The following is a 21577-nucleotide window of genomic DNA, read 5'->3' as shown; positions in this document are numbered from 1 at the left end:
CAGTGCGGCTCTTGAGCCTGAAGCCAAAGTGTTCCCAGAACGGTGACGGGACTGGGAGCCGCACTGGGCGGCTCGCACGTCGAGGAGCCGCCAACAGCAGTACCGGTTCACTCAGCGGTTGGTACAGAGAGGAACGGAGGAGCAGACGCCATCAGGATCGCCCGGCCCGAGAAGCACTCGGCCCGGGTACCGCAAGACCCCGGAATGGATGGTGGTCCCCGGTCACGCAGCTGCGATCCCCCCGCTCCGCCCTGCCGGGCCGGGTAGCGGAAACAGAAGGTCGGCAGAGCAGTAGGGCCGACAGATGGTGTTGAATTTCCTTCGGGGCCCTGGTGCCGTACGGCACCAGGGCCCCTCGGCGCGTTGCACAGCGAGGTGACATGACATCGGACCGCCCTCTGAATGATCGTCTGGACGACGACGACTACCCCGCGTACACGATGGGCCGGGCAGCCGAGATGCTCGGTACCACCCCGGCCTTCCTCCGAGCCATCGGTGAGGCTCGTCTGATCACTCCCCTCCGCTCGGAGGGAGGACATCGCCGGTACTCCCGCTACCAACTGCGGATCGCCGCTCGGGCCCGCGAACTCGTCGACAAGGGGACCCCGATCGAGGCTGCGTGCCGCATCGTCATCCTCGAGGACCAGCTCGAGGAAGCGCAGCGCATCAACGCCGAGTACCGCCGCGCCGCCAGCGAAGCGGCGGGCAGTTCCGGCTCCGGCTGAACCTGCGGGCGCGGGCCGTGTTCGGAACGCCGTCTGGCGGCCGAAGGAGAGTACGGCTCGGAAAGTCGAGGAAGGCCCAGGTCGGAGACCCGGGCCTCTTTGCTGCCCTCGGTGATCACTCGTCGCGGGCCGGATTCGTGCCAGATTCGTGTCAGATTCGTGTCAGAGGGCTTGTCGGGCGCCTTCCGAGCCTCGGGCGGCCCGGGCCTTCCGGACGGTCGCGTCGAGGCCCGCAGCGACGTCTTCCCGCCGCTCCGGCGCGGCGAGGCGGACACGGATGCGCAGGTTGTCGAGGTCGGACCTCCGCCGGGAGCGGAGGCCCTGTGCCTCGGTCAGAAGAAGCCGTTCAGGTCGAACCAGCCGTCGGCCGTCTCCACGCGCGAGCCCAGCGTGCCGTTGCCGCCGCCCTGGTACACGAGCTGGCAGCCGACCCCTCGGCAGCTCTGGCCGACATAGCTGCTCTTGGTGGTGGTGGTGGTGGTGGTGACGAGGTCGGCGCGGCCGTCGCCGGAGACATCGCCCAGGCCCAGGAACGTGTCCATGACGTTCCAGCCGCTGTTGCCGATCAGCACACGGGACCCGAGGGCCCCGGCCTTGCCCGGGTACAGCCACAGCTCCCCGGTGGAGGCCTGGCGGACGATCAGGTCCGCACGGCCGTCACCGTTCATGTCGCCCGCCCCGACCAGGGCGCTCATGCCGTTCCAGCCACTGTTGCCGATGAGCTTGCGCGCACCGAGGGTGCCGCTGCCGGTGCCGGGGTACAGCCAGAGCTTGCCCGTGGCCTTCTCCACGGCCAGCACGTCCGAGCGGCCGTCGCCGAAGAGGTCGCCGTACGCGACGATCCGGCTCATGGCGTTCCAGCCGCCGTCGCCCATGAGTTTGCGCGTACCGAGGCTGCCGGTGCCGGCGACACGGAGAGAAACTCGACGTGCCGCAGGAGGAAGATACCTTGCCCGCGCGATCACTCCATCGCGCGCGTCGCCGTCTCATACGTCTCATGCGGCAGGCGTCGAATTCGGTGTGTCCGCTGCGCGCCGGCAGCCGGTCTCGCTCGGGAAGCGCTCAGCCCACGATCTGAAGCACCACGATTCAGACTGCTTCGGGTTGCGGTTCCCGTTGCCGCGGTGGTGCGGCCCTCGGTTCCCAGAGTGTGGTGGTCCGTACATAGCCGTAGACCACTGAGGTCATCGCCAGAATGAGAAGTGGTCCGAAGACCCATGGATGTTCGGCCATCTCCATCGGCAGACAGCGATACGACAGCAAGAGTGCGGCGAAGACCGTTGCTCCGTAAGCGACCAACTGGATCCCTGATCGATCCCAGCCGTGGTCGACCGAGCGCAGGGCTGCCTCGATCGTGAGCGCAAACACCATGCCGGCAACGAGATCCGCACCGTAGTGGAAGCCGAACCCCAGCGTCGCGCCGAGCGTGGCAGTCAGCCAGAACGTCCCTGCGAATTGCAGGATCCGTGGGCCCTTCCGGGAGTGAATGAAGATCGCGGTGGCCCACGCTGTGTGCAGGCTGGGCATGCAGTTGCGCGGGGTGATCCGGTCGAACGGCATCTGGTGCGGGGTACTGATCGGCGGCGGAGTGTCCGGCCACCAATCGGCCACCGCCCAGTGCACGGTGGGCGGCGTCGCCGGCCACAGGTTGGCCACCGCCCAGTGCTCGTTGCCGGCACCGTAGGCGTAGAGCGGTCCGACCACCGGGAAGATCATGTAGATGGCGGGCCCGAGGAGGCCGATCACCAGAAAAGTGCGCACCAGATGATGGCTCGGGAAGCGGCGCTCGACCGCCACATGACGCAGCTGGTACAGCGCGACGACGACCGCGGCGACCGCAAGCTGAGCGTAGACGTAATTGAGAGCGTGGGCGCCGATCGGGCCGGTGGCCGTCACAATCCGCCCTACCAGCCAGGACGGATTACCCAACGCGTGATCGGCGGCGGCCACGTACTGGTCGAACACCGCCGGGCGGGACTTCGACGTGATGAGCAGCCAGGTATCGCCGGTCTTGCGGCCCGCCACCAGCAGCAGGCCCAGCCCGACGCCCTTCAGCATCAGGACACGTTCCCGGCCGGTGCGGCGCGTGACAGCGATGACCGCACAGCCCAATATCACCCACAAGGCGCCGCTGCCGAAGGGGTGTCCTTCGGTCATCTTGGCACCGACCGCCCACCGCACCAGCAAGAAGGCGGCGTCGATGCCGATCGCGGCACCGGCCGCGATGAATCGTTGCCGCCGGGTGAGCACCACCGTCATCAACGCCATACTGGCGTACAACAAGAAGCCTGATTTGGGCGGGGATATCAGCTCTCGCGCCTGGCTGGCCATCGGCCCCGGAAGGCCGTAGCGACGGGCGGCGATCTCAAGCGTGATGAGTAATCCGAGGGCCACCACACCCGCTGTGGACCACAGTATCGCCCGTGGTTGACGCCATGCGGAGAAGGCAGTTCTGCCGTCTATTCGCGAAAGCAGCCGCGATATTATTGGTCTCAATCAGTTAGCCGTTTGTTAGATGTTGGTCGAATCAGATTATTTATCGTGCTGGACAGCATGGTTTTCCGACGACGGATGGGCAGCGGGCATTCGTCGCGAGTTCGAACATACTATCGGAGCGGTGCGGGCCGACCACGGTAGTCAGAAGGACGGTCGTTCCTGCGCTCGACGGTCCGGCAAGTCGTCGCGGAGAAGTACCTCCGGAAACCGGAGCGCACAGGAGCAGGCCACGGTGGGGCGTGGGCCAGGATCAAGCGTGGCTGAGGCAGAAAACGCCAAGCCGCGGCCGTCGTCATCTCACGGCTCGCCCGGCAGCCGGTCAGACCCGGTCCAGGGGCCGGTGCGGACCGCTGGGAAGTTCCGCTTCGATCGTGTCACCGGGGCGCACGAGGCCACCCTCCCTCACGATGCTCATGATTCCGGCTCTGCGCACGATGTTCCCCGCCTCGTCGCGGCCGACGACCTGCTTCAGCAGACCGTCCTGGAAGTTGTCGATCTGCACACAGGGATTGCGGAGCCCGGTGACTTCCAGGACCGCGGAGTCACCGATGCGCAGCAATGTGCCGACCGGCAGACCGAGCAGATCGATGCCGCGCGTGGTGATGTTCTCGCCGAGTTCGCCGGGCGCCACCTGGAACCCGTCTTCGCCGACCTCGGCGAAGAGCTCCTCGTGCATGAGGTGGACCTGGCGCAGATTCGGCTGGGTGGGATCCTGGGCGACGCGCGAGCGGTGCTTGACCGTCACACCGGCGTGCACGTCCCCCTCCACACCGAGCCCGGCGAGCAGTCTGATGCTGTCCCGGTTCGGCTTGGTGAACGAGTACTCACCGTTACTGCTGACCGCCGTCACTCTTCCGCTCATACCTCGGAACCCCCTCTTCAGTAACCGTGATCAGCACGAGCCTAACCCTCGCCCCTCGAGGCGCGAGAGCACGAGTTCGGTTCTCGTCACCCGCTCGACGGCGGCACGGCCGGCTGATCCGGCGCCTCGCTCAGGTGGCCGGGTGCGCTTCCCGTGCCCGCAGCCTGCGTGCGAGCAGGCCGAGCAGCACGGCGTTGACCAGCCCGGACAGGGCCACACCGGCGGAGAAGAGCAACGGGCTCAGCCAGGAGAGCGCGGAGTACTGCGCGGGTGCCGCCACCAGGGAGGCGACGATGCCGAGCGGCGCCGTGGCCATGAGCGGCCAGATCCCGGCGAACCCCGGGTCCGGCGACAGGTACACCGCGTGAAGGAAGAACCCCAGCGCCGCCGCGACCACCGCGAGGTACCCGCGCGCGAGCCAGTTGTCCACCGCGGGCGCCAGCAGGGCCCGCACTCCTTGCGGGCGGGGCCGCGCGGTAGGCGCCATGTCCGTTCCCTCCTGTTCGGAGGGGACCGGTATCCGCGGGAGGGGCTCACGCGCGCCGGCCGGTGCGGCGGCCGCCGACCTCGCGACGAGGGCACCGAGCACGGCGGCGTTCACGAGGGCGCACAGGAGAAGCCATACGGTCCACAAGACCGTGGCGAGCACCTCGACCACCCCGCCGCCCTCGGTGCCGGGGCCGAAGGGGAGGACCACGCTCAGGAAGGAGAGGGGCGCCGTGAGCATCAGGGGATCCGGGGCGAAGCCGCTGTCCGGGAAGAGGAACATGACCAGGACGGAGGCGGCGGACACAGCCAGATAGACCCGGGCGAGCCAGTTGTCCGTGGCAAGCGCGAGGAGCCGGCGCAGGCGTGGAAGGCGGCGCGGCAGGGAGGAGTTCGGCATCGCGGGTTCCTTCGGGTCGGTCCGTGGGCGATGTCCTCAACGGTGGACCGGAGGGCGCGTTCAGACATGAGTACGGGTACTCACCGGTAGGGCGCAGGACCTACCACACTGCGTGCTCAGCGAGCCAGCAGTCCGCGGAGCTCCGCGGTGATCCGGCCGGGGGCTTCCTCCACCATGTAGTGGCCGCAGCCGACGGTCCTGTGGGTCAGGTCCGGTGCCCAGGCGGACCAGAGGGCTCGGGCGTCGAAGCCGAGGAAGGCGCCCCAGTCCTGCTGAAGGACGGTGACCGGCATCCGCAGCCGGTTGCCCGCGTCCCTGTCGGCCTGGTCGTGCTCGACGTCGACACCGGTGGAGGCGCGGTGGTCGGCCACGATCGAGGCCACCGCGTCACGGCAGGCGTCCAGGTAGGCGGCGCGGATGTCGTCAGGGACGGCGTCGGGGTCGTGGGCCCAGATGTCGAGGAAGTGGCCGAAGAAGGCGTCCGGGGCGGCCGCGATCATCTGCTCGGGCAGGTGCGGAGGCTGGGCCATCGGATAGAGGTGGAACCCGATGGCGGCACTCGTGGGGTGCATCACCTGCCACATGTCCAGGGTCGGGAGTACGTCGAGGCAGGCGAGGTGGGTGACGGCATCGGGGTGGTCGAGTCCGGCGCGGAACGCGACCAGGGCACCGCGGTCGTGGCCGGCCAGCGCGAACCGCTCGTGACCGAGGGCTCGGGCCAGCGCCACGACGTCGGCGGCCATGGTGCGCTTGGCGTAAGCGGCCCCGTCGGTGTCGGCGGGCTTGTCGCTGGCGCCGTAGCCTCGCAGGTCGGGGCAGACGACGGTGTGGTCCGCCGCGAGGTCGGCGGCGACGTGCCGCCACATCAGATGGGTCTGCGGGAAGCCGTGCAGGAGCACGATCGGGCTGCCCGAGCCGCCGACGGCGGCGTTGAGGGCGATGCCGTCGGCGACCTGGATGCGCTGGTAGTCGAAGCCGGGGGCGGCGCGACACTCCCGCCGTCCCGGTGGCGGGCCAGAGCGCGCAGCGCCAGTTCCCGGGCCGAGGCGAGCTGTTCCGGGGTGAGACCGCCCTGCGGGAGGGTGAGCCATCCGCTGGGGCCGGCGTAGTCCGCGAGGAAGGACACGTCCCCGGTCAGATGGGCCACCGCCATCAACAGCGCGGGTATCTCGGCGCTTTCGAGGTGGGCCGGATGACGTCGTCCGCGGCGGTGGGCGCATGCTCCGCATGGCCAGGCCGCCGGTCACCGCCAGGGCGCCCCCCGTCGCCGCCATCAACTTGAGCATCTCTCGTCTGCTGTTCATGGTGCGTACGGCCTCGCTCAGCTCCGTGAAGGTGCCCGTGTTCCCTCCCGCGTCGCACGGGACGAAGTGCCGGGCGAAACCGGCCGCGACCACCTCCTTGACCACCTCGGCGTCGAGCCGGCGGTCGGCCTCCGCGGCGGCCGCGCTCCGCTCGGCTGCCGTCGCGACGTCCTTCGCGGCGGACAGCAGACCGGTGTTCGGAAGGGTTCGCTCAAGCATCCCTGCACACTCCTTGGTCTCGCCGGGCACCCGCGGCCGGGCCGTCCCGGCCCGAGGGAGCGGGCGCGGCCCGGGTGCTGGTGGCGCCGACCCTGGCGAGCAGCGGTGGAAGGTGGCTCGAACGCCACTGGAACCCGTCCCGGCCCGCCGGTCGCGCGAGCCTCGCTCGAGTCATACTCGACCGAATTTCCCTACACCTGGGGCGTGTTGCGTACATACCGTTGTCGGTGCGGTCGCCGCGCTCGTGCGCGGACAACCGGAGTAGCCGGACACAGGGGGACAGGGTGCGGTGGGCTGTGGAGGACCTGATCGGCGTGTGGCGTCTGCTCGCCTACGTGGACCTCGACGAGGCGGGGGGGGGGAAGCCGTGAGGGCCCGCTGGGCCCCGACCCCGGGGACTGCTGATCTACGGCGACCACGGGCACATGTCGGTGTCGATGATGCGGGGCGACCATGCGACCGCTCCCTAATCGGCCACGGTCTTCATGGGCTATGCCGGCACGTGGCGGCTGGCCGACGGTGTCGTCAAGCACGACGTCAGCGTCAGCGCCCACCCCTTCCAGGTCGGTACGGAGCTGACCCGGGCAGCCGAACTCGACGGCGACCGACTGGTGTTGCACGGCGTCGCGACGATCGCCGGACGCCCGCAGCGCTGCAGGCTGACCTGGCAGCGCGTGCCCGCCCCCGCGTCCGCACAGCATCCGGCAGGCAGGTCCTCCGCACAACCTCGCTCATAAGGAGAACAGTCCTTGAAGGCAGTCATCGCCCAGTCGTACGCCCCCGTCGACCAGCTCGTGGTCACCGACACGGCACCCCCCACGCCCGGGCCCGGCCAGGTGCTGGTGCGGGTGGAGGCGGCGGGGCTCAACCCGATCGACGTCATTCTGATCACCGGCCGGCTGCGCCGAGTGATGCCCGTGGAGCACCCCTTCACACCGGGCATGGACGCGGCCGGTGTCGTGGAGGCCGTCGGTGAGGGTGTGACGCGTTTCGCCCCCGGTGACAAGGTCGTGGCGTTCACCCACGACACGACGGGAACCCTGGCCGAACTGACCGTCGTCGCCGACGGCCCGGGACTCGTGCACCGGCCCGAGACCGTGGACGCGGTCAGCGGCTCGGCGCTGCCGGTGTCCGGGATGACCGCGGCCGCCCTGCTGGAGGCGTCCGGCCTCACGGCCGGCCAGAGCGTGCTGATCGTCGGCGCCACCGGCGGTATCGGCTCGTACCTGGTGCAGCTGACCGCCGGCGCCGGCGCCGAGGTGATCGCCACCGCGCAGCCGTCCGCCCTGGACCACGTGCGCGGGCTCGGTGCCGCGCACGCCGTCGACTACACCTCCGTCGACCCCGTCGCCGAGGCCCTGCGCCTGTACCCAGGCGGCGTCGACGTGGTCATCGACCTCGTCAACGGCGGCCCCGCGGTGGAGAAGACGGCCGCCGCGGTCCGCCCGGGCGGCCGACTGGTCTCCTCGATCGGCGTTCCCGACTCCCTCGAGCGTGATGTGACGCCCGTGCACGTGGGAGTGGAGAACGGCATCGGCCGGCTCGAGGAACTGGTCGCCAAGGCCGCGGCGGGCGAGCTGGCTGTCCATGTCGCCGCCACGTACCCGCTCGCGGACGCCGCGCAGGCCTACGGCGACTTCGCCGCGGGCAAGCACCCCGTCGGCAAGGTCGTCGTCACCGTCTGACGCCGCAACCGGCGACAGGGCCGGCGCCCACGCCCGGCGCCGGCGCCCTGCGACGTTCTCCTGAAGGACGGTGCCCGGCCGCGGCGGCGGCCGGGCACCTCGGTCCGCCCCCTGGAAGGTCTGCCGTGGAATACGACTACGTCACGTCGAGGATGTCGCCGTCGAGGTCGGCCGCGTCGTCCTCGCCCGCGCACGCCACGAGGATGCGGCGCAGGTCTTCGATGTCCATCGTTGCCATGGGTAGGGATTCCTCCTGCGTTGTCGCCTGTTCAGCGGGTCGGAGCGGTCACGACGAGGGCCGAGTTGAACCCCCAGCGGCCGCGGGCGAGGATCAGGGCCGCCTTGACGGGCATGCCGCGCGCCTCGTCGCGGACCACGTCGAGCCCGTACTCCTCGGGTACGTCGGTGGTGTGCGCGGTCATCGGTACGACCTGGTCCCGGATGCTCAGCAGCGCGGTGATGACGTCGACCGGGCCGCCGCCCGCGTACATCCGGCCGGTGAGGGCCTTCGGCGCGGTCACCGGAACCCCCTTCGGCCCGAATATCTCGGTGATGGCCTGCGCCTCGGCGCGGTCCGCCTCCGGCAGCCCGCCGGCGTCGGCGAACACCACGTCGATGTCGGCGGGCCGCAGTCCGGCGTCGGCGAGCACAAGTTCGGCGGCCCGGCGCAGCGCCGGGGGCCGGCCCGAGCCCGGCCGCGGGTCGAACGTGGACGCGTAGCCGGCGATCTCGCCGTAGATCTGCGGGGCACCGCGCCGGGCTGCCGCGTCGGCGTCCTCGACGATGAGGATCCCGCCGCTCTCGCCGGGCACGTACCCGCTCGCCCTGCGGTCGAACGGCAGGTACGCCGCCGCGGCGTCGTCCACGGTGCTGACCCGGCCGCCGGCCAGCTGCGCGGCCCAGCCCCACGGGTCCAGAGCGGAGTCGACCCCGCCGGCGAGCACCAGGTCGGTGCCGCCGCGCACCGTCCGGCGGGCGTGCCCGAGCGCGTCGAGCCCCCCGGCCTGCTCGCCGACGAGGGCGGCGCTCGGTCCCCGCATGCCGTTGCGGATGGAGATCTGGCCGGTGTTGACCCCGTAGAACCAGGCGAAGGACTCGTAGACGCTGACGAACTCCGGTCCCTTGCTCCACAGTTTGCGGAACTCGCGGTGGGTGAAGTCGAAACCGCCCTGGGCGTTCGACGTGACCACGCCCATGCTGTAGTCGGCGAGCGTGTCCGGCTCCACGGCGGCGTCGGCCAGCGCCCAGTCGGCGGCGGCGAGCGCGTACCGGGTGGACACGTCGGTCTGCGGCAGCAGCCGGCTCGGCAGGTGTTCCTTGTCGTCGAAGTCCGTGATCTGGCCGGCCAGCCGGGAGGTGTAGCCCGACGGGTCGAAGCGGGTGATCTCGCCGATCCCGCTCTCGCCCGCCGGCACGGCCTTCCAGTGCTGGTCGCTGCCGAGTCCGGTCGGAGCGACGACCGCCGTTCCGTTGATCACCGTGACGCTCATGCCGTTGCTCCCTTGGGGCGGTGGAGGACCATGGCGCTCTGGAAGCCGCCGAAGCCACTGCCGACGGTCAGGACGGTGTCCACCCTCTGGTTCGCGCGCGGTCAGCGGCACGTAGTCCAGGTCGCACTCGGGATCGGGGGTGTGCAGGTTGGCCGTCGGGGGCACCACGTTGTGCTCGATGGCCAGTGCGCACGCGGCGATCTCGATCGAGCCGATGGCGCCGAGCGAGTGCCCGACCATCGACTTGATGGAGCTCACCGGCACGTCGTACGCGTGCGGGCCGAGGCTGCGCTTGAACGCGGCGGTTTCGTGCCGGTCGTTCTGCTTGGTCCCCGATCCATGGGCGTTGACGTAGTCGATGCCGGTGGGATCGGTCCGGGACACGTCGAGCGCGACCCGGATCGCCTCGGCCATCTCACGGCCGTCCGTCTTCAGACCCGTCATGTGGTAGGCGTTGCACCGGGTCGCGTAGCCGCCGATCTCCGCGTGGATGTGGGCACCGCGGCGCAGCGCCCGCTCGTACTCCTCGAGCACGAACATCGCGGCGCCCTCGGCCAGGACGAAGCCGTTGCGGGAGCCGTCGAAGGGCCTGGAGGCCCGGGCCGGATCGTCATTGCGCGGAGTCGTCGCCTTGATCGCGTCGAAGCAGGCGACGACGATGGGCGAGATCGGCGTGCCGGCGGCACCGGCCAGAACGACGTCGCCCATGGTCAGGGCCATGGCCCGGATCCTAGCCGTCGCGATGCGCGACGACCTCCGCGTTGCGGGGGGCCCGCGAGCTGCTCGAACTGCCCGGCGGCCACAACGGCAGCACGAGCCACCCCCGGGCCTGCGCCGCCCGTCTGCGCGAGATCCTGCGCGACACGGACTGACACCGGGTGGGCGAACCCGCGTCGAGCCTCGGGCGCGCGTCCGGGCGGCGACGAAGGTGCGTCGTGACGGAGCGGCAGTTAGCCTCCCGGTCCATGAACTGGCTTCCCGATGACTTCGTCCACCCCGTCCGCGTGCCACTCCCCGGTGGCCACCACCTACGCCCGATCACCGCCGCCGACACGGACCTCGACTACCCGGCGGTCATGGGATCGCGGGAACGGCTGTGGTCCATCTACGGCGAGGGATGGGGCTGGCCTCCCGCCACCATGACGTACGACCAGGACCGCGAGGACCTGCTGCACCACGAGCGGGAGATCGCCGAGCACAAGTCCTTCAACTACGCGCTTTTCGACGAGGCCGGCACCGCCCTGTTGGGCTGCGTGTACATCGACCCGCCGGAGAAGGCCGGCGCGGACGCCGAGATCTCCTGGTGGGTGGTGGACGACATAGTCGGCACCGACCTCGAACGCACCCTGGACGCGTTCGTCCCGCAGTGGATCGCCGACGCCTGGCCCTTCCGCGAGCCGCGGCACATAGGCCGCGACCTCACCTGGAAGGAATGGCTCGCCCTCCCCGACAACGTCTGACGAAGACCAGGCGAGCCTGGGGTTCGTCGTCCCGTGCGAGCCGGGGTCTACGCCACGACGGCGCCGGGTGCCTCGGGCGCGTGCGCCGGCTGCGCGGTGAGCAGGTCGGCGAGGTCGACGCGGGTGAGGAACTCGCGGCGGATGCGGTCGGCGACGTTGGAGACCTCTTCCGAGCCGTCGTCGGCGGGGTCGATGTGGACCCGGTACGGCCGCTGTCCGGCGGGGAGCGCGACGATGCGGGCGATCTCGTTCGAGACCATCGAGGCGTCCGCGTCCCCGGGGGCCAGCGCGGCCAGCTTCTGGGCGACCTGTTCCATGAGGCCGGGGTACTTCGTCTCGTACTCCGCCTCGGTGGCGCTGTCGGCGGGGTGGCCGGAGTGGGCGAAGTGGTTGGTGCCGCTGGTGAACGAGCCGGGCACCACGATCGAGGTCTCCACCCCCCAGCGAGCGAGCTCGGCGGCGTAGCTCACGGCCAGGGAGTCCATGGCGGCCTTGGCGGCGAAGTACGGGGCGAGGTAGGGCGGGGTGCCGCCCTTGACGCTCGAGCTGGACACCCAGATCACCAGGCCCCGGCCCGCCTTCCGCAGGTGGGGCAGGACCGCCCGGTTGACGCGCTGGGTGGAGAGGACGTTCACGTCGTACAGCTCGGCGAGCTGTTCGGGGGTGAACGCCTCGGCCGGTCCGGTGACCATGTGCCCGGCGTTGTGGATCAGGACGTCGATGCGGCCGTGCTCGGTGATGACCGGGTCGATGGCGGCGTCCACGGACGCCTGGGAGTTGACGTCGAGTTCGATGGCGCGCAGGTCGACGCCGTGCCGGGCGCTGTAGTCGGCGGCGGCTCGGACCTGCGGCGCGTTGCGGGTGCCGGTCTGGCGCATGCCGGCGTAGACGGTGTTGCCGGAATCGGCGAGGGCGCGGGCGGTCAGGGCGCCGAAGCCGCTGGAGGCACCGGTGATCACGACGATGTTCTTCATGGGAGTTCTCTCCTCGAGACGGGCCGCGGCCGGGTGTGGCGGGCGGGAGGGAAGGGCGTCAGGAAAGGAAGGGCGTCAGGGAAGGAAGGGCGTCACAGCGGGAGGGTGGCCGGGTCAGGCCACGCCGCCGTTGGCGTACAGGACCTGGCCGTTGATCCAGCGCGCCGGGCCGGCGAGGAACGCGACCGCCTCGGCGATGTCCTCCGGCGTGCCCAGGCGCTCCAGGGGAGCCGCCTTGGACAGGTTGTCGATCGCGGCCTGGTCCTTGCCCTCCAGGAACAGGGGCGTGGCGGTGGGGCCGGGGGCCACGGCGTTGACGGTGATGTCCTTTCCGCGCAGTTCGCGGGCCAGGACCAGGGTCATGGCCTCGACCGCGCCCTTGCTCGCCGCGTAGGCGCCGTAGTTCGGGAACTGCAGGCGGGTGACCGAGGTCGAGAAGTTGATGATCGCGCCACCGGCGCGCACCCGCCGGGCCGCCTGCTGGGAGACCACGAAGGTGCCGCGGATGTTGGTGCGGTGCATCCGGTCCAGGTCGTCCAGGTCGAGCGTGGCGATCGGCGACAGCAGCATGATGCCCGCCGTGTTGACGACGACGTCGATGCCGCCGAACTCCCGCTCCACGGCGTCGAACGCCTCCGCCATGGCGTGCTCGTCGGCGATGTCACCGCCGACCGCGAGCGCCCGGCCGCCCGCCGCGGTGACCGCGGCGACCGTGTCGTCGGCGCGGGCCTTGTTGCCGGCGTAGTGCACGCCGACGGCGATGCCGTCCTGGGCGAGGCGCTCGACGACGGCGCGGCCGATGCCGCCGGACCCGCCGGTGACCAGGGCGACGCGGGGCGTGGTGGTGGTGTTGTCGGTCATGGTGTTCCGTCCTTCGTGGGTGTGGGTTACGGGTGGGCGGGTCAGCGTTCGCTGTCGAGCGTGGCCATGAGGGGGGCGGCGTAGCGCTCCCCGGCGGCGGATCCGGCGGGGACCGCCGCCTCGATCTCGGCGAGGGCTTCGGCGTCCAGGTCGAGGCCGGCGGCGCCGAGGGATTCGGCCAGACGCTCCCTTCGGCGGGCACCGACCAGGGGGACGATGTCCTGGCCCTGGGCGGCCACCCAGGCGATGGCGACCTGGCCGGTGGTGGCGCCGAGGCGCTCGGCCACGCGTCCCAGTGCCTCGACCAGGCGGAGGTTGGCCGCGAGGTTCCCGCCCTGGAAGCGTGGGCTGTGGGCGCGGAAGTCCTCGGCGCCCAGGTTCCGCGCGGCGCTCCAGTGGCCGCTGAGCAGGCCGCGGGAGAGCACGCCGTAGGCGGTCAGACCGATGCCGAGCTCGCGCAGCGCCGGAATGACGGACGCTTCCGGGCCACGGGAGAGCAGCGAGTACTCGATCTGTACGTCGCTGATGGGTGTGACGGCCGCGGCGCGGCGGATGGTGTCCGCACCGACCTCCGACAGACCGATGTGCCGGATGAAGCCGGCCTGCTGCATCTCCGCGAGCGCGCCGACGGTCTCCTCCACAGGGATGTCCGGGTTGAGGCGGGCGGGACGGTAGATGTCGATGTAGTCGGTGTTCAGCCGCCGCAGGGAGTAGGCGAGGCGGTCCTTGACCGCGGCCGGGGAGACGTCGTACGGCACGGGCTGGAAGCCGCCGTCGGGAGTGCGGCGGGAGCCGAACTTCACGCTCAGCACGACCTCGTCACGCCTGCGCTCCTCCAGAGCCCGGGCGATGAGCATCTCGTTGGCGCCCGATCCGTAGAAGTCCGCGGTGTCGATGAGGTTCAGGCCCGCGTCGATCGCGGCGTGCAGGGTGGCGATGCTCTCGGCGTCGTCGGCGGGCCCGTACAGGTCGGACATACCCATGGCGCCCAGGCCGATGGCGGACACCGCAGGTCCGTTCGCACCGAGCTTGCGGGTCGCGATGGTCATGGCGGTTCTCCTTGGTCTCGGGGCGAACACCCCGGTTCGCGGGCGTGGGGCTTCGGGTGCGTCGGTTCGGTAGCGAAGAAGCGGGCAGCGGATCACCCGATCGTCATATCGCCGATAACCGGACTGACACATCAACGCTAACACATCATCGATGCACTGAAAGTGTTATCGTCGATGTCATGACAACGGTCGAGACGCCGACGGCGCAGCCCCGCGAGCGGATCCTTCAGGCCGCGACAGCCCTGCTCGCCGAAGGCGGACGGGAGGCCGTGTCCACCCGTGCGGTCAGCGCGGCCGCCGGCGTGCAGGCGCAGACGATCTACCGGCACTTCGGTGACATGCAGGGGCTGCTCGACGAGGTGGCCCGGCGCGGATACGCGTCCTATCTGGCCGCCAAGCAGGCCCAGGACGCGGACGGCGACCCCGTGGCGCAGCTGCGGAGCGGCTGGGACATGCACGTGGCCTTCGGACTGGCCAATCCCGCGCTCTACCGGCTGCTGTACACCGAACCGCGGCCCGGCCAGCAGTTCGCGGTCACCGGTGACGCCCACCAGGTGCTGCTGCGCATCGTCGAACGGGTGGCCAAGGCCGGCCTGCTGCGGACGGGCGTCGAGGCCGCCGCGACGATGATCCACTCCTCGGGCATGGGGGTGACGCTCACGCTGATCGCCGCACAGGCCGACGGCAGGCTTTCGGACTACGAAGGTCTGTCCGAGAACGTCCGGGAAGCCGTGCTGGACTCCGTGCTCGCCCCGGCCGACGACACCGCGGCCCGGCCGAGTGCCGGCGCCCACCCCGCCGCCGTGCACGCCGTCGCCCTGAAGTCCTTGATGCGCGACGGGGTACGGTCCCTGACCCTCGGGGAGCGCACCTTGCTCGGCGAGTGGCTGGACCGTATCGCCGCCGAGGACGCCCAGGAGGCCGGCGCGGCGGAGCCCGGCGAGGAACCCGCACGACGGCGATAGCGGCCCGTCAGGCGGCACGCGCCGTGCACAGGGCGGCGACGGTCCCGGCTGTCGAGACGCCTCCACAATCACCATCTGCCGACCCCATGCCGAGCAGCTGGGTCAACCCCACAAGGTGCCAGGCCCTCGGGCACGACGCGACGCGACGCGCCAGGGGTGCGCCGGCCACGGCACATCCCGTGACGGTGGTGGACTGCCCGCCGGTTCAGCTCCCGGCGCAGGCCTGGCGTCACCCCGGTCCGCGTGGTCGTGGGCGTTGCTGTCGCCGCCGTCGCCCAAGACGACGGGATCCAGCAGATTCTGCCGACGATTCGGGCGCAGGTCCCGCGAGCTGACCACGGTGACAACGCCTGGTGGGCCATGTCGGAGCGTCAGAGCTCCCGCCCACCCGCACCATCCTGCGCGGACGTCCGGCCGGAGGCCATCTGGTACGTGTCCCGGGCCACCCTCCGACGAGTTTGCCATCTCTTTACAACCCGACCCCGCGCCGCCTCGTCTCTCCGCTCGATCCGTGATTCAGCCCGCCGCAGTACCGGCGGACCGACGAAAGAGAGCGATTCGATGCGCCGAACTGTCCTCAGCGCCATGGCACTTGCGTGCACCGCCGTGCTGGCGGGCACCGTGCCCGCGTTCGCCCACGGGGCGTCCCCCTCCCCGACCGCTCCCGCGGCCACCGCCTCCCCGACCGCCGCCCCGGAACGGACCGCGACGCCGACCACCGCCCCGGAACGGACCGCGGCGCCGACCGCCGCGAGCGCGGTTCCGAGTGCCGCGCCGACGAGGGCACGCGGCCAGGTCTCGGTCGTCCCCAGCGGCGCGCCCGACACCGGTGTGACGGCGGGGACCTCCCGGTCCGTGTCCCCCGGACTGATCGGCGGAGGCGCCGGCCTGGTGCTGGTCGGAGGTGGCGCTGCCGTCTACGTCGTACGCCGCCGGCGGGCGACCGGGGCATGACCCGGCTCTCCAGGCGCGCCTTCGCCACCGCGGCGATGGCCGCGCTGCTCGCGGGCTGCGGCGGCCCCGAGGCCGGCCGGGCCCCGGCCACCCGTCCCGGAACCGTCAGTCCCGGCGGTACGCCACCGCCCGCGTCGACCTCCGCCAAGGTGGCACCGGCGCTGGAGCGTTCGGCCCCCGTCAGGCTGCAGATCCCGGCCATCGGGGTCGACACCCCGGTCATGCGGCTGGGGCTGGCGCAGGACGGCAGTGTGCAGGTGCCGCCGGTCACCGCACACGACCGGGCGGGCTGGTACTGGCACTCGCCGACACCGGGCCAGGTCGGGCCGTCGGTCATCCTCGGCCATGTGACGGTCGGCAGCTACGGGGACGGGGTCTTCCGTCACCTCGCGGACCTGCACCGGGGCGACCGGATCGTGGCGCGCCTGGAGAACGGAACGGCGGCCGTGTTCACGGTCAGCGCCGTACGGACGGTCGCCAAGGCGGACTTCCCCACGGAGGAGGTCTACGGGAACGTGAACCGCCCGGAGCTGCGGCTGATCACCTGCGGGGGTCCCCGTACCCGCGACGGATACCTCGACAACGTGATCGTCTCAGCCGCGCTGACCACTTCCACCCCCTGAGCCGGCCGGCATACCGCCACCCCCTGGTCCGCCGGTATGCCACCGGCCCCAGATCCCCCGGTACGGATCCCGGGCTTTCGGAACGTGCGCCGACGGCCCGGGCTCCTACCCCACGACTGCCCCACGACCTGGAGAGCGTTGAAACGGTCCCGTGAGAGGGCGGCGTCCGAGCTGTTCGCCGCCGCCTATCCACGCCTCGCCGGCTGGTGCCGCCGTCTCGTCGACGACGACGAGACGGCCCACGAGATCGCCTCGGAGGCGTTCACCCGGCTCTGGGCCCGCTGGACGTCCGTGGACGAGCCCCGCGGCTTCCTCTACGTCACCGCGGCCAACATCGTCCGGGACCACTGGCGCAAGTTGGAGCGCGAGCGCAGAGCCGTGCACCGCGCCACCACGGAGGCCGCCGTCCGCGCCCACACCGAACAGGCCGACCCCTCGGTGCGCCTGCTCGTGCAGTCGCTGCCGGAGCGACTGCGCGTCCCGATCCTGTTGCACTACTACGCTGACATGCCGATCCGGGAGGTGTCCGTGCTGACCGGACGCAAGGAAGGAACCGTCAAGGCCGACCTGCACGCGGCCCGGGAACTGCTCCGCGTCCACCTGAGGAGAAGCCTTGACCACACGCTCTGACGACGGCCCGGAGCTGGAACCCGACGACCCCCTCGCGGTGATCCTGCGACCCCCCTCGGACCACCTCGGCCCGCCCCCCGGCCGCTTCCACGCGATCCGCCGCGCCGCGGCCCGCCGCCGACTGCTCCGCGCGGCGACCGGGGCCGGCCTGACCGCCGCCGTCGCCGTCCTCGTCGCCCTGCCGCTCCACCTGGCGACGCCCGAGACAACGGCGCCCCCGTCGGTCCCTCTGGCACCGCCGCCCCCGAGCGGTCGTCCGGCGCCCGCCGGCCCGTCGGCGTCGCCGTCGCCGTCGGCGTCGGCGGCGGCGGCGGCGTCGGCGTCGGCGTCGGCGGCGGCGTCGGCGGCGGCGGCGTCGCCCGGTAGTGTCACCCCGCGCCCCACCACGCCTCTCCGAACCGGTGGTTCCCGCCCCCTGAGCCGCCCGCCGACCGCCACCCGGGAACCGTCGGCTACACCGACCCCGGCACGCCCCGAGCCGTCGGCGAGCCGGACCGGGGCCGACACCGCACCGTCGGTCAGCCCGTCGATACGGCAGAGGTAGTCACGGCCACTCCCCACCCGTGATCCCCGTGCTGCGCACGAGACCCGGCGTCGGCGCGCCGCCAACCACCGTGTGACGCTCCGTCAGGCCGACCACGCCGAAGCCGCCGCCGCGGGCCGCGTCCAGGAGCCGGGTGCCGCCAAGGCCGTCGTCGGTGCGGTGGGCCACGAAGTCGTGCCGGTCGGCGGCGACGGCGAGGCGGTCGGCCCGGCGGGTCCACCACCCGCTGCCGTGGGTCGGGCAGCGGATCGACGACGTGTCCTGCCCGGCCCCCTCAAGGCGGTGGTCGGCGCGACGGAGACGTGCACGGCCCGGGGCGACGGCAGGCGGATCTCCATCGCGTTCCATGCGGCAGAGGTCGCGGGAGGCCCCGCGAAAACGGCCGTCCCCTGGACGTTGGACGTTGGAACGCTGAGCCCGTAGGTCAGCCGTTGCTCAGCGGTGTGCCGGCGCAACCGGCAGTCTCACCACCACCGCCCCCTGAGCCGCAAGGCACGGGAGGCACCCCTGCAAGGCCACCGGAGAATCCCCTCACGAGCCCCACACACCCTGCACACGGTCTTTCGATACCCCCGTTAGCGTGGCAACCCGTTCGATTCCAGGTGCGAACGCGGCCCGTCGGGGCGGCGGCGAGCCAACACAGGAAGACCGCAATGGACTACTGCTCCTCGTGTCGTCGACATCTCAACGGCGCCCTGGTGTGCCCCGGATGCGGTGCCTACGCCCCCGACATCGCCCCCACCACCGCCGACGGCCACACCGTCCCGGGCCCGGCCACCACGGCGACGCCGGTCACGGAGGCGACGGCGGCCACGGCGGCACGGCAGTTCGCGGCCCCGGACATCCACGAGGCCCCGGACATCCACGAGGCCCCGCACGCCGCCCCGCCCGCCGAGCACACGGGCCCGGCGCGCCGCACGGAAGGGCGTGCCGCGCGGCGGCGCCGGCTGGCGCGCTGGAAGAAGACCCAGCGCAAGGCCCTGGTGGCGACCGCCGTCGCCCTCGTCGGAGGCGGTCTGACCGTGGCGTCGATGGACCGGCACACCGCCGACCGCGCCCAGGCGGCCCCGGCTCCGGAGGCATCGGCCCTCGGCGGTGCGGAGGAACCGACGTCGCAGTACAGCAGTCCGGCGCCGCCCCGCTCCGGCACCCCGCGCTCCGGCGCGCTCCGGGCCTCGCACACCCCCACCGCGCAGTCCCCCGCGGCCGACCTGCCCCGTCTGTCCTCGCCGGTCTCGGCCCATGCCACGCCGTCGCCCGCTCAGCCGGACACGGCCACCTCTTCCCGTACGACGCACACGACGCACACGACGGGCACGACAGGGGCGGCGGGCACGGGCACGTCGGGGACGAGTCACACGACGGCGACGAACTCTCCGTCCCAGTCGGGGACGGACTCCTCGTCCTCCTCGTCGTCCACGGGGACGTCCCAGCACACGTCCTCCCCGACCACCGGCACCGGCGGCGGCACGGACCCGGGCACCTCGCAGACCACCCCGTCCCCGGCGACCACTTCGCCGTCGCAGGTCTGCCTGCTCGTCGTCTGCCTCGGCTGACCACAGGCGAACGCCACCACGGCCACTCACCGCCCCCCGCTATCACGCGGGCGGGCGGTTTTCGGCGTGCCGATGCGATGCACTCGCGATGTCCTCGGCGCCGGCCACGGAGCGAACGAGGACCCCGGCGACTTCATCAAGTGGGTCGGCCGGGTGACGGGCTACACCAAGAAGTGACCGGCTACACCAAGAAGTGACCGGCTGCACCGAGAAATGACCGGCTACAGCCACAAGTGGCGGCCGCACCAGCAAGTGGCGGCCGACGCGGGCGCCGGGCACGGGCATCCCCCGGGCTCGGCGCCCCGGCGTTCGGCCGCGCTCATGCCGGGGCCACGGCCGGCCAGGAGTGTCGGACACGCGAGGATTGCGCGGCCGGATCGTCATCCGGTGGTGACCGGATGGGGGAGACCGTGATCGAATCGTGTGTCCGTGCCAGTAGGCTGTGATCCGCTGCGGCACCCCACCCCCACCCGCCCCGGCGGAATCCTGTCCGGCGGCGGTCGAGTCGTCGCACGGCATTCGTCTCCCGGCGTGAGGATGAAACAACAGGTGCTGATCGCGGGCCGGTACCAGCTGAACACCACCATCGGACGTGGCGCGATGGGAGAGGTCTGGCGGGCGTACGACCAGATGCTCGACCGTCCCGTCGCCGTCAAGGTGCTGCTCGACCGGAACGCCGACCCCACCGCCGACTCCCGTTTCCGCCTCGAGGCACAGACCGCGGGCCGGCTCCACCACCCGCACGTGGTCGGCGTGCTCGACTTCGGTGAGCACGAGGGGCGGCTGTTCCTGGTCATGGAGTTGGTGGAGGGCGCGAGCCTCGCCCGGGTGCTCGCCGACGACGGGCCGCTGCCCGCAGAACAGGTCGCGGCCATCGCGGCCCAGGCGGCGGCCGGGCTCGCCGTGGCGCACGAACAGGGCATCGTGCACCGCGACATCAAGCCCGGCAACCTGCTCCTCGACGCGGGCGGCACCCTGAAGATCGGCGACTTCGGCATCGCCCGCTTCATGGACGACCCGTCGGGCGCGCTGACGGCGACCGGGCAGATCGTCGGTACGAGCCTGTACATCGCGCCCGAGCGTGCCCTGGGCAAGCCCGCGGGGCCGGCCAGCGACGTGTACTCGCTCGGCTGCGTCCTCTACCAACTCCTCACCGGGCGGCCGCCGTTCCGCGCCGACAGCCCGATCGCGATCCTGCACCAGCACCTGGACGCGACGCCCGTACCGCCACGCGAGCTGGGTGCCGCCCTCCCGCCCGCCTTCGAGAACTATCTGCTCGGCCTGCTCGCCAAGCGGCCCGAGGACCGGCCCACGGCACGGCAGGCCGCCGACTGGTTCGCCACGGGCGCCTGGCGGGGCCGCCCGGAACCGCTTCCGGCCGCGGCACCGATCCCGGCGGCGACACCGGTTCCGACCCCGGCTTCGGCTCCGGCCCCGAAGTCGCCGATTCCGCCCCGGATGGAGGGCCCGGCGACGACGTACAAACTCCCGTCCGCGCTCCCCGGTCACCGCGCGGCCCGCCAGCGGCCGTCGTCGGGGAACCGGCGCGCGCGACCGTCGCTGCGCACGTTCGTCGCCGGGCGACCGCGCGCGATGGGGCTGATCGCCGCGGCACTGCTGTTCCTGACGGCGATGTACGTGGGCATGTCGGTGTTCAGCCCGGACAGCAGCTCGGCGGAGACACCGCAGGAGACGGGCCGGTCGAGCCCCGCCGCGCCGACGCCGTGATGCTCCCGCTCAACTTGCCTGCTGACCAGGCAAGTTGAGTTGACGAAGGCTTGACCGAACGAAAAGAAACGACGGTGGGGGCGAACTGTAGGTTCACCGGCATGCCCCCACAGCCCCCACAACCCCCGCGCCTGCCCGTCCTGCCGTACCGCAAGCCCACCCGTGGCCGCGACTACTGGATCCTCGACGACGTGCTGCCGAACGCGGACGAGGTCCGGGCCCGCTGTCTCGCCAAGGACGACTGGGTCAAGGGATACCCGTACACGCAGGAGAGCTGGCCGGGGATGCGGACCATGCCCGGCCTCGAACCGGCCGAACTCGCCCGGATCGAGCGGCTGGTGCGCAAGGAGACCGGCGCGCCGAAGCTCTGGCAGGAGACCGCCCCCGGCGGCGGCACCCTCAACCACAACTGCGTCCAGGTCGTCGGCAAGGACGAGGGCGAACCGCGCCCGCACACCGACTCACGCGCCCTGACCGGGTTCAACCAGTGGATGCAACACCGGCTTATGTGATCGATAGTAGATGGTCGTTGAGAGCTTCGGCGGGTGTCTTCCAACCGAGGCTCT

21 protein-coding genes and 3 pseudogenes are annotated in these 21577 nt (G+C 71.6%); 12 read left to right on the top strand and 12 right to left on the bottom strand.

Annotation, left to right across the window (positions count from 1 at the left end):
* The first annotated feature begins 380 nt into the window (after nt 1-380).
* Nucleotides 381-725, top strand: coding sequence for a MerR family transcriptional regulator (locus tag AB0N14_RS36765; RefSeq protein WP_366030053.1), 345 nt, complete (start codon nt 381-383; stop codon nt 723-725).
* Nucleotides 726-1057: 332 nt separating this feature from the next.
* Here AB0N14_RS36765 and AB0N14_RS36760 read toward each other — a convergent pair whose 3' ends face one another.
* From AB0N14_RS36760 to AB0N14_RS36740, 5 genes are all read right to left on the bottom strand, one after another.
* Entirely contained in the window at nt 1058-1600 is a 543-nt protein-coding gene (locus tag AB0N14_RS36760; RefSeq protein WP_366030051.1) for a VCBS repeat-containing protein, read from the bottom strand.
* 214 nt (nt 1601-1814) lie between these two features.
* On the bottom strand, nt 1815-3143 hold the full coding sequence (locus AB0N14_RS36755; RefSeq protein ID WP_366030066.1) for a DUF5933 domain-containing protein: 1329 nt from the start codon (nt 3141-3143) through the stop codon (nt 1815-1817).
* A gap of 397 nt (nt 3144-3540) precedes the next feature.
* Entirely contained in the window at nt 3541-4083 is a 543-nt protein-coding gene (locus AB0N14_RS36750; protein WP_366030049.1) for an MOSC domain-containing protein, read from the bottom strand.
* 130 nt (nt 4084-4213) lie between these two features.
* Nucleotides 4214-4969, bottom strand: a complete 756-nt coding sequence (locus tag AB0N14_RS36745) for a hypothetical protein (RefSeq protein ID WP_366030048.1) — start codon at nt 4967-4969, stop codon at nt 4214-4216.
* A 116-nt stretch (nt 4970-5085) separates the two neighbouring features.
* Nucleotides 5086-5928 carry an alpha/beta hydrolase gene (locus AB0N14_RS36740; RefSeq protein ID WP_366030065.1) on the bottom strand — a complete coding sequence of 281 codons (843 nt, stop codon included), beginning with the start codon at nt 5926-5928 and terminating at the stop codon, nt 5086-5088.
* A 1049-nt stretch (nt 5929-6977) separates the two neighbouring features.
* On the opposite strand from AB0N14_RS36740, the gene AB0N14_RS36735 reads away from it, so the two are divergent.
* Nucleotides 6978-7229, top strand: a complete 252-nt coding sequence (locus AB0N14_RS36735) for a lipocalin-like domain-containing protein (RefSeq protein ID WP_366030047.1) — start codon at nt 6978-6980, stop codon at nt 7227-7229.
* A 12-nt stretch (nt 7230-7241) separates the two neighbouring features.
* Complete coding sequence (locus AB0N14_RS36730; protein ID WP_366030046.1) at nt 7242-8177, top strand: NADP-dependent oxidoreductase; 936 nt, start codon at nt 7242-7244, stop codon at nt 8175-8177.
* A 142-nt stretch (nt 8178-8319) separates the two neighbouring features.
* On the opposite strand, the pseudogene AB0N14_RS36725 reads toward AB0N14_RS36730, so the two are convergent.
* The 3 genes and pseudogenes from AB0N14_RS36725 to AB0N14_RS36715 all read right to left on the bottom strand — a co-directional run.
* Nucleotides 8320-8415, bottom strand: a pseudogene (locus AB0N14_RS36725) (actinorhodin polyketide synthase); the annotation flags it as partial.
* A 31-nt stretch (nt 8416-8446) separates the two neighbouring features.
* Nucleotides 8447-9667: a ketosynthase chain-length factor gene (locus AB0N14_RS36720; RefSeq protein ID WP_366030045.1), complete on the bottom strand. Its 1221-nt coding sequence runs from the start codon at nt 9665-9667 to the stop codon at nt 8447-8449.
* Nucleotides 9664-10369, bottom strand: a pseudogene (locus tag AB0N14_RS36715) (beta-ketoacyl-[acyl-carrier-protein] synthase family protein); the annotation flags it as partial. The pseudogene AB0N14_RS36715 and the gene AB0N14_RS36720, both read right to left, overlap by 4 nt.
* A gap of 263 nt (nt 10370-10632) precedes the next feature.
* Between AB0N14_RS36715 and AB0N14_RS36710 the strand changes: the two are divergent.
* Nucleotides 10633-11127, top strand: a complete 495-nt coding sequence (locus AB0N14_RS36710) for an N-acetyltransferase (protein ID WP_366030044.1) — start codon at nt 10633-10635, stop codon at nt 11125-11127.
* 47 nt (nt 11128-11174) lie between these two features.
* Here AB0N14_RS36710 and AB0N14_RS36705 read toward each other — a convergent pair whose 3' ends face one another.
* From AB0N14_RS36705 to AB0N14_RS36695, 3 genes are all read right to left on the bottom strand, one after another.
* Nucleotides 11175-12101, bottom strand: a complete 927-nt coding sequence (locus AB0N14_RS36705) for an SDR family oxidoreductase (RefSeq protein WP_366030043.1) — start codon at nt 12099-12101, stop codon at nt 11175-11177.
* Between the two features lie 114 nt (nt 12102-12215).
* Nucleotides 12216-12962, bottom strand: a complete 747-nt coding sequence (locus AB0N14_RS36700) for an SDR family oxidoreductase (RefSeq protein WP_366030042.1) — start codon at nt 12960-12962, stop codon at nt 12216-12218.
* Between the two features lie 41 nt (nt 12963-13003).
* Nucleotides 13004-14011, bottom strand: coding sequence for an aldo/keto reductase (locus tag AB0N14_RS36695; RefSeq protein ID WP_366030041.1), 1008 nt, complete (start codon nt 14009-14011; stop codon nt 13004-13006).
* 179 nt (nt 14012-14190) lie between these two features.
* Between AB0N14_RS36695 and AB0N14_RS36690 the strand changes: the two genes are divergently transcribed.
* The 5 genes from AB0N14_RS36690 to AB0N14_RS36670 all read left to right on the top strand — a co-directional run bounded on the left by AB0N14_RS36690 (nt 14191) and on the right by AB0N14_RS36670 (nt 17727).
* A complete protein-coding gene (locus AB0N14_RS36690) occupies nt 14191-14976 on the top strand; it encodes a TetR/AcrR family transcriptional regulator (RefSeq protein ID WP_366030040.1) in 786 nt (261 codons plus the stop codon).
* A gap of 561 nt (nt 14977-15537) precedes the next feature.
* Nucleotides 15538-15930: a sortase-dependent protein gene (locus AB0N14_RS36685; RefSeq protein WP_366030039.1), complete on the top strand. Its 393-nt coding sequence runs from the start codon at nt 15538-15540 to the stop codon at nt 15928-15930.
* Nucleotides 15927-16553, top strand: coding sequence for a class F sortase (locus AB0N14_RS36680; protein ID WP_366030038.1), 627 nt, complete (start codon nt 15927-15929; stop codon nt 16551-16553). Before AB0N14_RS36685 ends, AB0N14_RS36680 begins: the two co-directional genes overlap by 4 nt.
* Nucleotides 16554-16691: 138 nt before the next feature.
* Nucleotides 16692-17183: an RNA polymerase sigma factor gene (locus tag AB0N14_RS36675; RefSeq protein WP_366030037.1), complete on the top strand. Its 492-nt coding sequence runs from the start codon at nt 16692-16694 to the stop codon at nt 17181-17183.
* Nucleotides 17167-17727: a hypothetical protein gene (locus AB0N14_RS36670; RefSeq protein WP_366030036.1), complete on the top strand. Its 561-nt coding sequence runs from the start codon at nt 17167-17169 to the stop codon at nt 17725-17727. Before AB0N14_RS36675 ends, AB0N14_RS36670 begins: the two co-directional genes overlap by 17 nt.
* Here AB0N14_RS36670 and AB0N14_RS36665 read toward each other — a convergent pair whose 3' ends face one another.
* Entirely contained in the window at nt 17728-18075 is a 348-nt protein-coding gene (locus AB0N14_RS36665) for a hypothetical protein (RefSeq protein WP_366030035.1), read from the bottom strand.
* 305 nt (nt 18076-18380) lie between these two features.
* Here AB0N14_RS36665 and AB0N14_RS36660 point away from each other — a divergent pair, with 305 nt between their 5' ends.
* The 3 genes and pseudogenes from AB0N14_RS36660 to AB0N14_RS36650 all read left to right on the top strand — a co-directional run.
* Nucleotides 18381-19283, top strand: a complete 903-nt coding sequence (locus tag AB0N14_RS36660; protein ID WP_366030034.1) for a hypothetical protein — start codon at nt 18381-18383, stop codon at nt 19281-19283.
* Between the two features lie 537 nt (nt 19284-19820).
* Nucleotides 19821-21011: a serine/threonine-protein kinase gene (locus AB0N14_RS36655; protein ID WP_366030064.1), complete on the top strand. Its 1191-nt coding sequence runs from the start codon at nt 19821-19823 to the stop codon at nt 21009-21011.
* A gap of 101 nt (nt 21012-21112) precedes the next feature.
* Nucleotides 21113-21484: pseudogene (locus AB0N14_RS36650) on the top strand (hypothetical protein); the annotation flags it as partial.
* Nucleotides 21485-21577: the final 93 nt, after the last annotated feature.

Origin of the sequence: Streptomyces sp. NPDC051104 (assembly GCF_040682835.1) — a bacterium.
GTDB lineage: Bacteria > Actinomycetota > Actinomycetes > Streptomycetales > Streptomycetaceae > Streptomyces > Streptomyces cynarae.
This window is presented reverse-complemented; position numbering and strand designations above follow the sequence as displayed.

What these genes read in the sequence shown, in the direction of transcription:
- AB0N14_RS36735 (WP_366030047.1), top strand. Translation starts at nt 6,978, where the DNA reads ATGGGCTATGCCGGCACGTGGCGGCTGGCCGACGGTGTCGTCAAGCAC.
- AB0N14_RS36765 (WP_366030053.1), top strand. Translation starts at nt 381, where the DNA reads ATGACATCGGACCGCCCTCTGAATGATCGTCTGGACGACGACGACTAC.
- AB0N14_RS36690 (WP_366030040.1), top strand. Translation starts at nt 14,191, where the DNA reads ATGACAACGGTCGAGACGCCGACGGCGCAGCCCCGCGAGCGGATCCTT.
- AB0N14_RS36705 (WP_366030043.1), bottom strand. Translation starts at nt 12,101, where the DNA reads ATGAAGAACATCGTCGTGATCACCGGTGCCTCCAGCGGCTTCGGCGCC.
- AB0N14_RS36750 (WP_366030049.1), bottom strand. Translation starts at nt 4,083, where the DNA reads ATGAGCGGAAGAGTGACGGCGGTCAGCAGTAACGGTGAGTACTCGTTC.
- AB0N14_RS36680 (WP_366030038.1), top strand. Translation starts at nt 15,927, where the DNA reads ATGACCCGGCTCTCCAGGCGCGCCTTCGCCACCGCGGCGATGGCCGCG.
- AB0N14_RS36695 (WP_366030041.1), bottom strand. Translation starts at nt 14,011, where the DNA reads ATGACCATCGCGACCCGCAAGCTCGGTGCGAACGGACCTGCGGTGTCC.
- AB0N14_RS36685 (WP_366030039.1), top strand. Translation starts at nt 15,538, where the DNA reads ATGCGCCGAACTGTCCTCAGCGCCATGGCACTTGCGTGCACCGCCGTG.
- AB0N14_RS36720 (WP_366030045.1), bottom strand. Translation starts at nt 9,667, where the DNA reads ATGAGCGTCACGGTGATCAACGGAACGGCGGTCGTCGCTCCGACCGGA.
- AB0N14_RS36655 (WP_366030064.1), top strand. Translation starts at nt 19,821, where the DNA reads ATGAAACAACAGGTGCTGATCGCGGGCCGGTACCAGCTGAACACCACC.
- AB0N14_RS36710 (WP_366030044.1), top strand. Translation starts at nt 10,633, where the DNA reads ATGAACTGGCTTCCCGATGACTTCGTCCACCCCGTCCGCGTGCCACTC.
- AB0N14_RS36760 (WP_366030051.1), bottom strand. Translation starts at nt 1,600, where the DNA reads ATGGGCGACGGCGGCTGGAACGCCATGAGCCGGATCGTCGCGTACGGC.
- AB0N14_RS36745 (WP_366030048.1), bottom strand. Translation starts at nt 4,969, where the DNA reads ATGCCGAACTCCTCCCTGCCGCGCCGCCTTCCACGCCTGCGCCGGCTC.
- AB0N14_RS36660 (WP_366030034.1), top strand. Translation starts at nt 18,381, where the DNA reads ATGGACTACTGCTCCTCGTGTCGTCGACATCTCAACGGCGCCCTGGTG.
- AB0N14_RS36665 (WP_366030035.1), bottom strand. Translation starts at nt 18,075, where the DNA reads ATGGAACGCGATGGAGATCCGCCTGCCGTCGCCCCGGGCCGTGCACGT.
- AB0N14_RS36700 (WP_366030042.1), bottom strand. Translation starts at nt 12,962, where the DNA reads ATGACCGACAACACCACCACCACGCCCCGCGTCGCCCTGGTCACCGGC.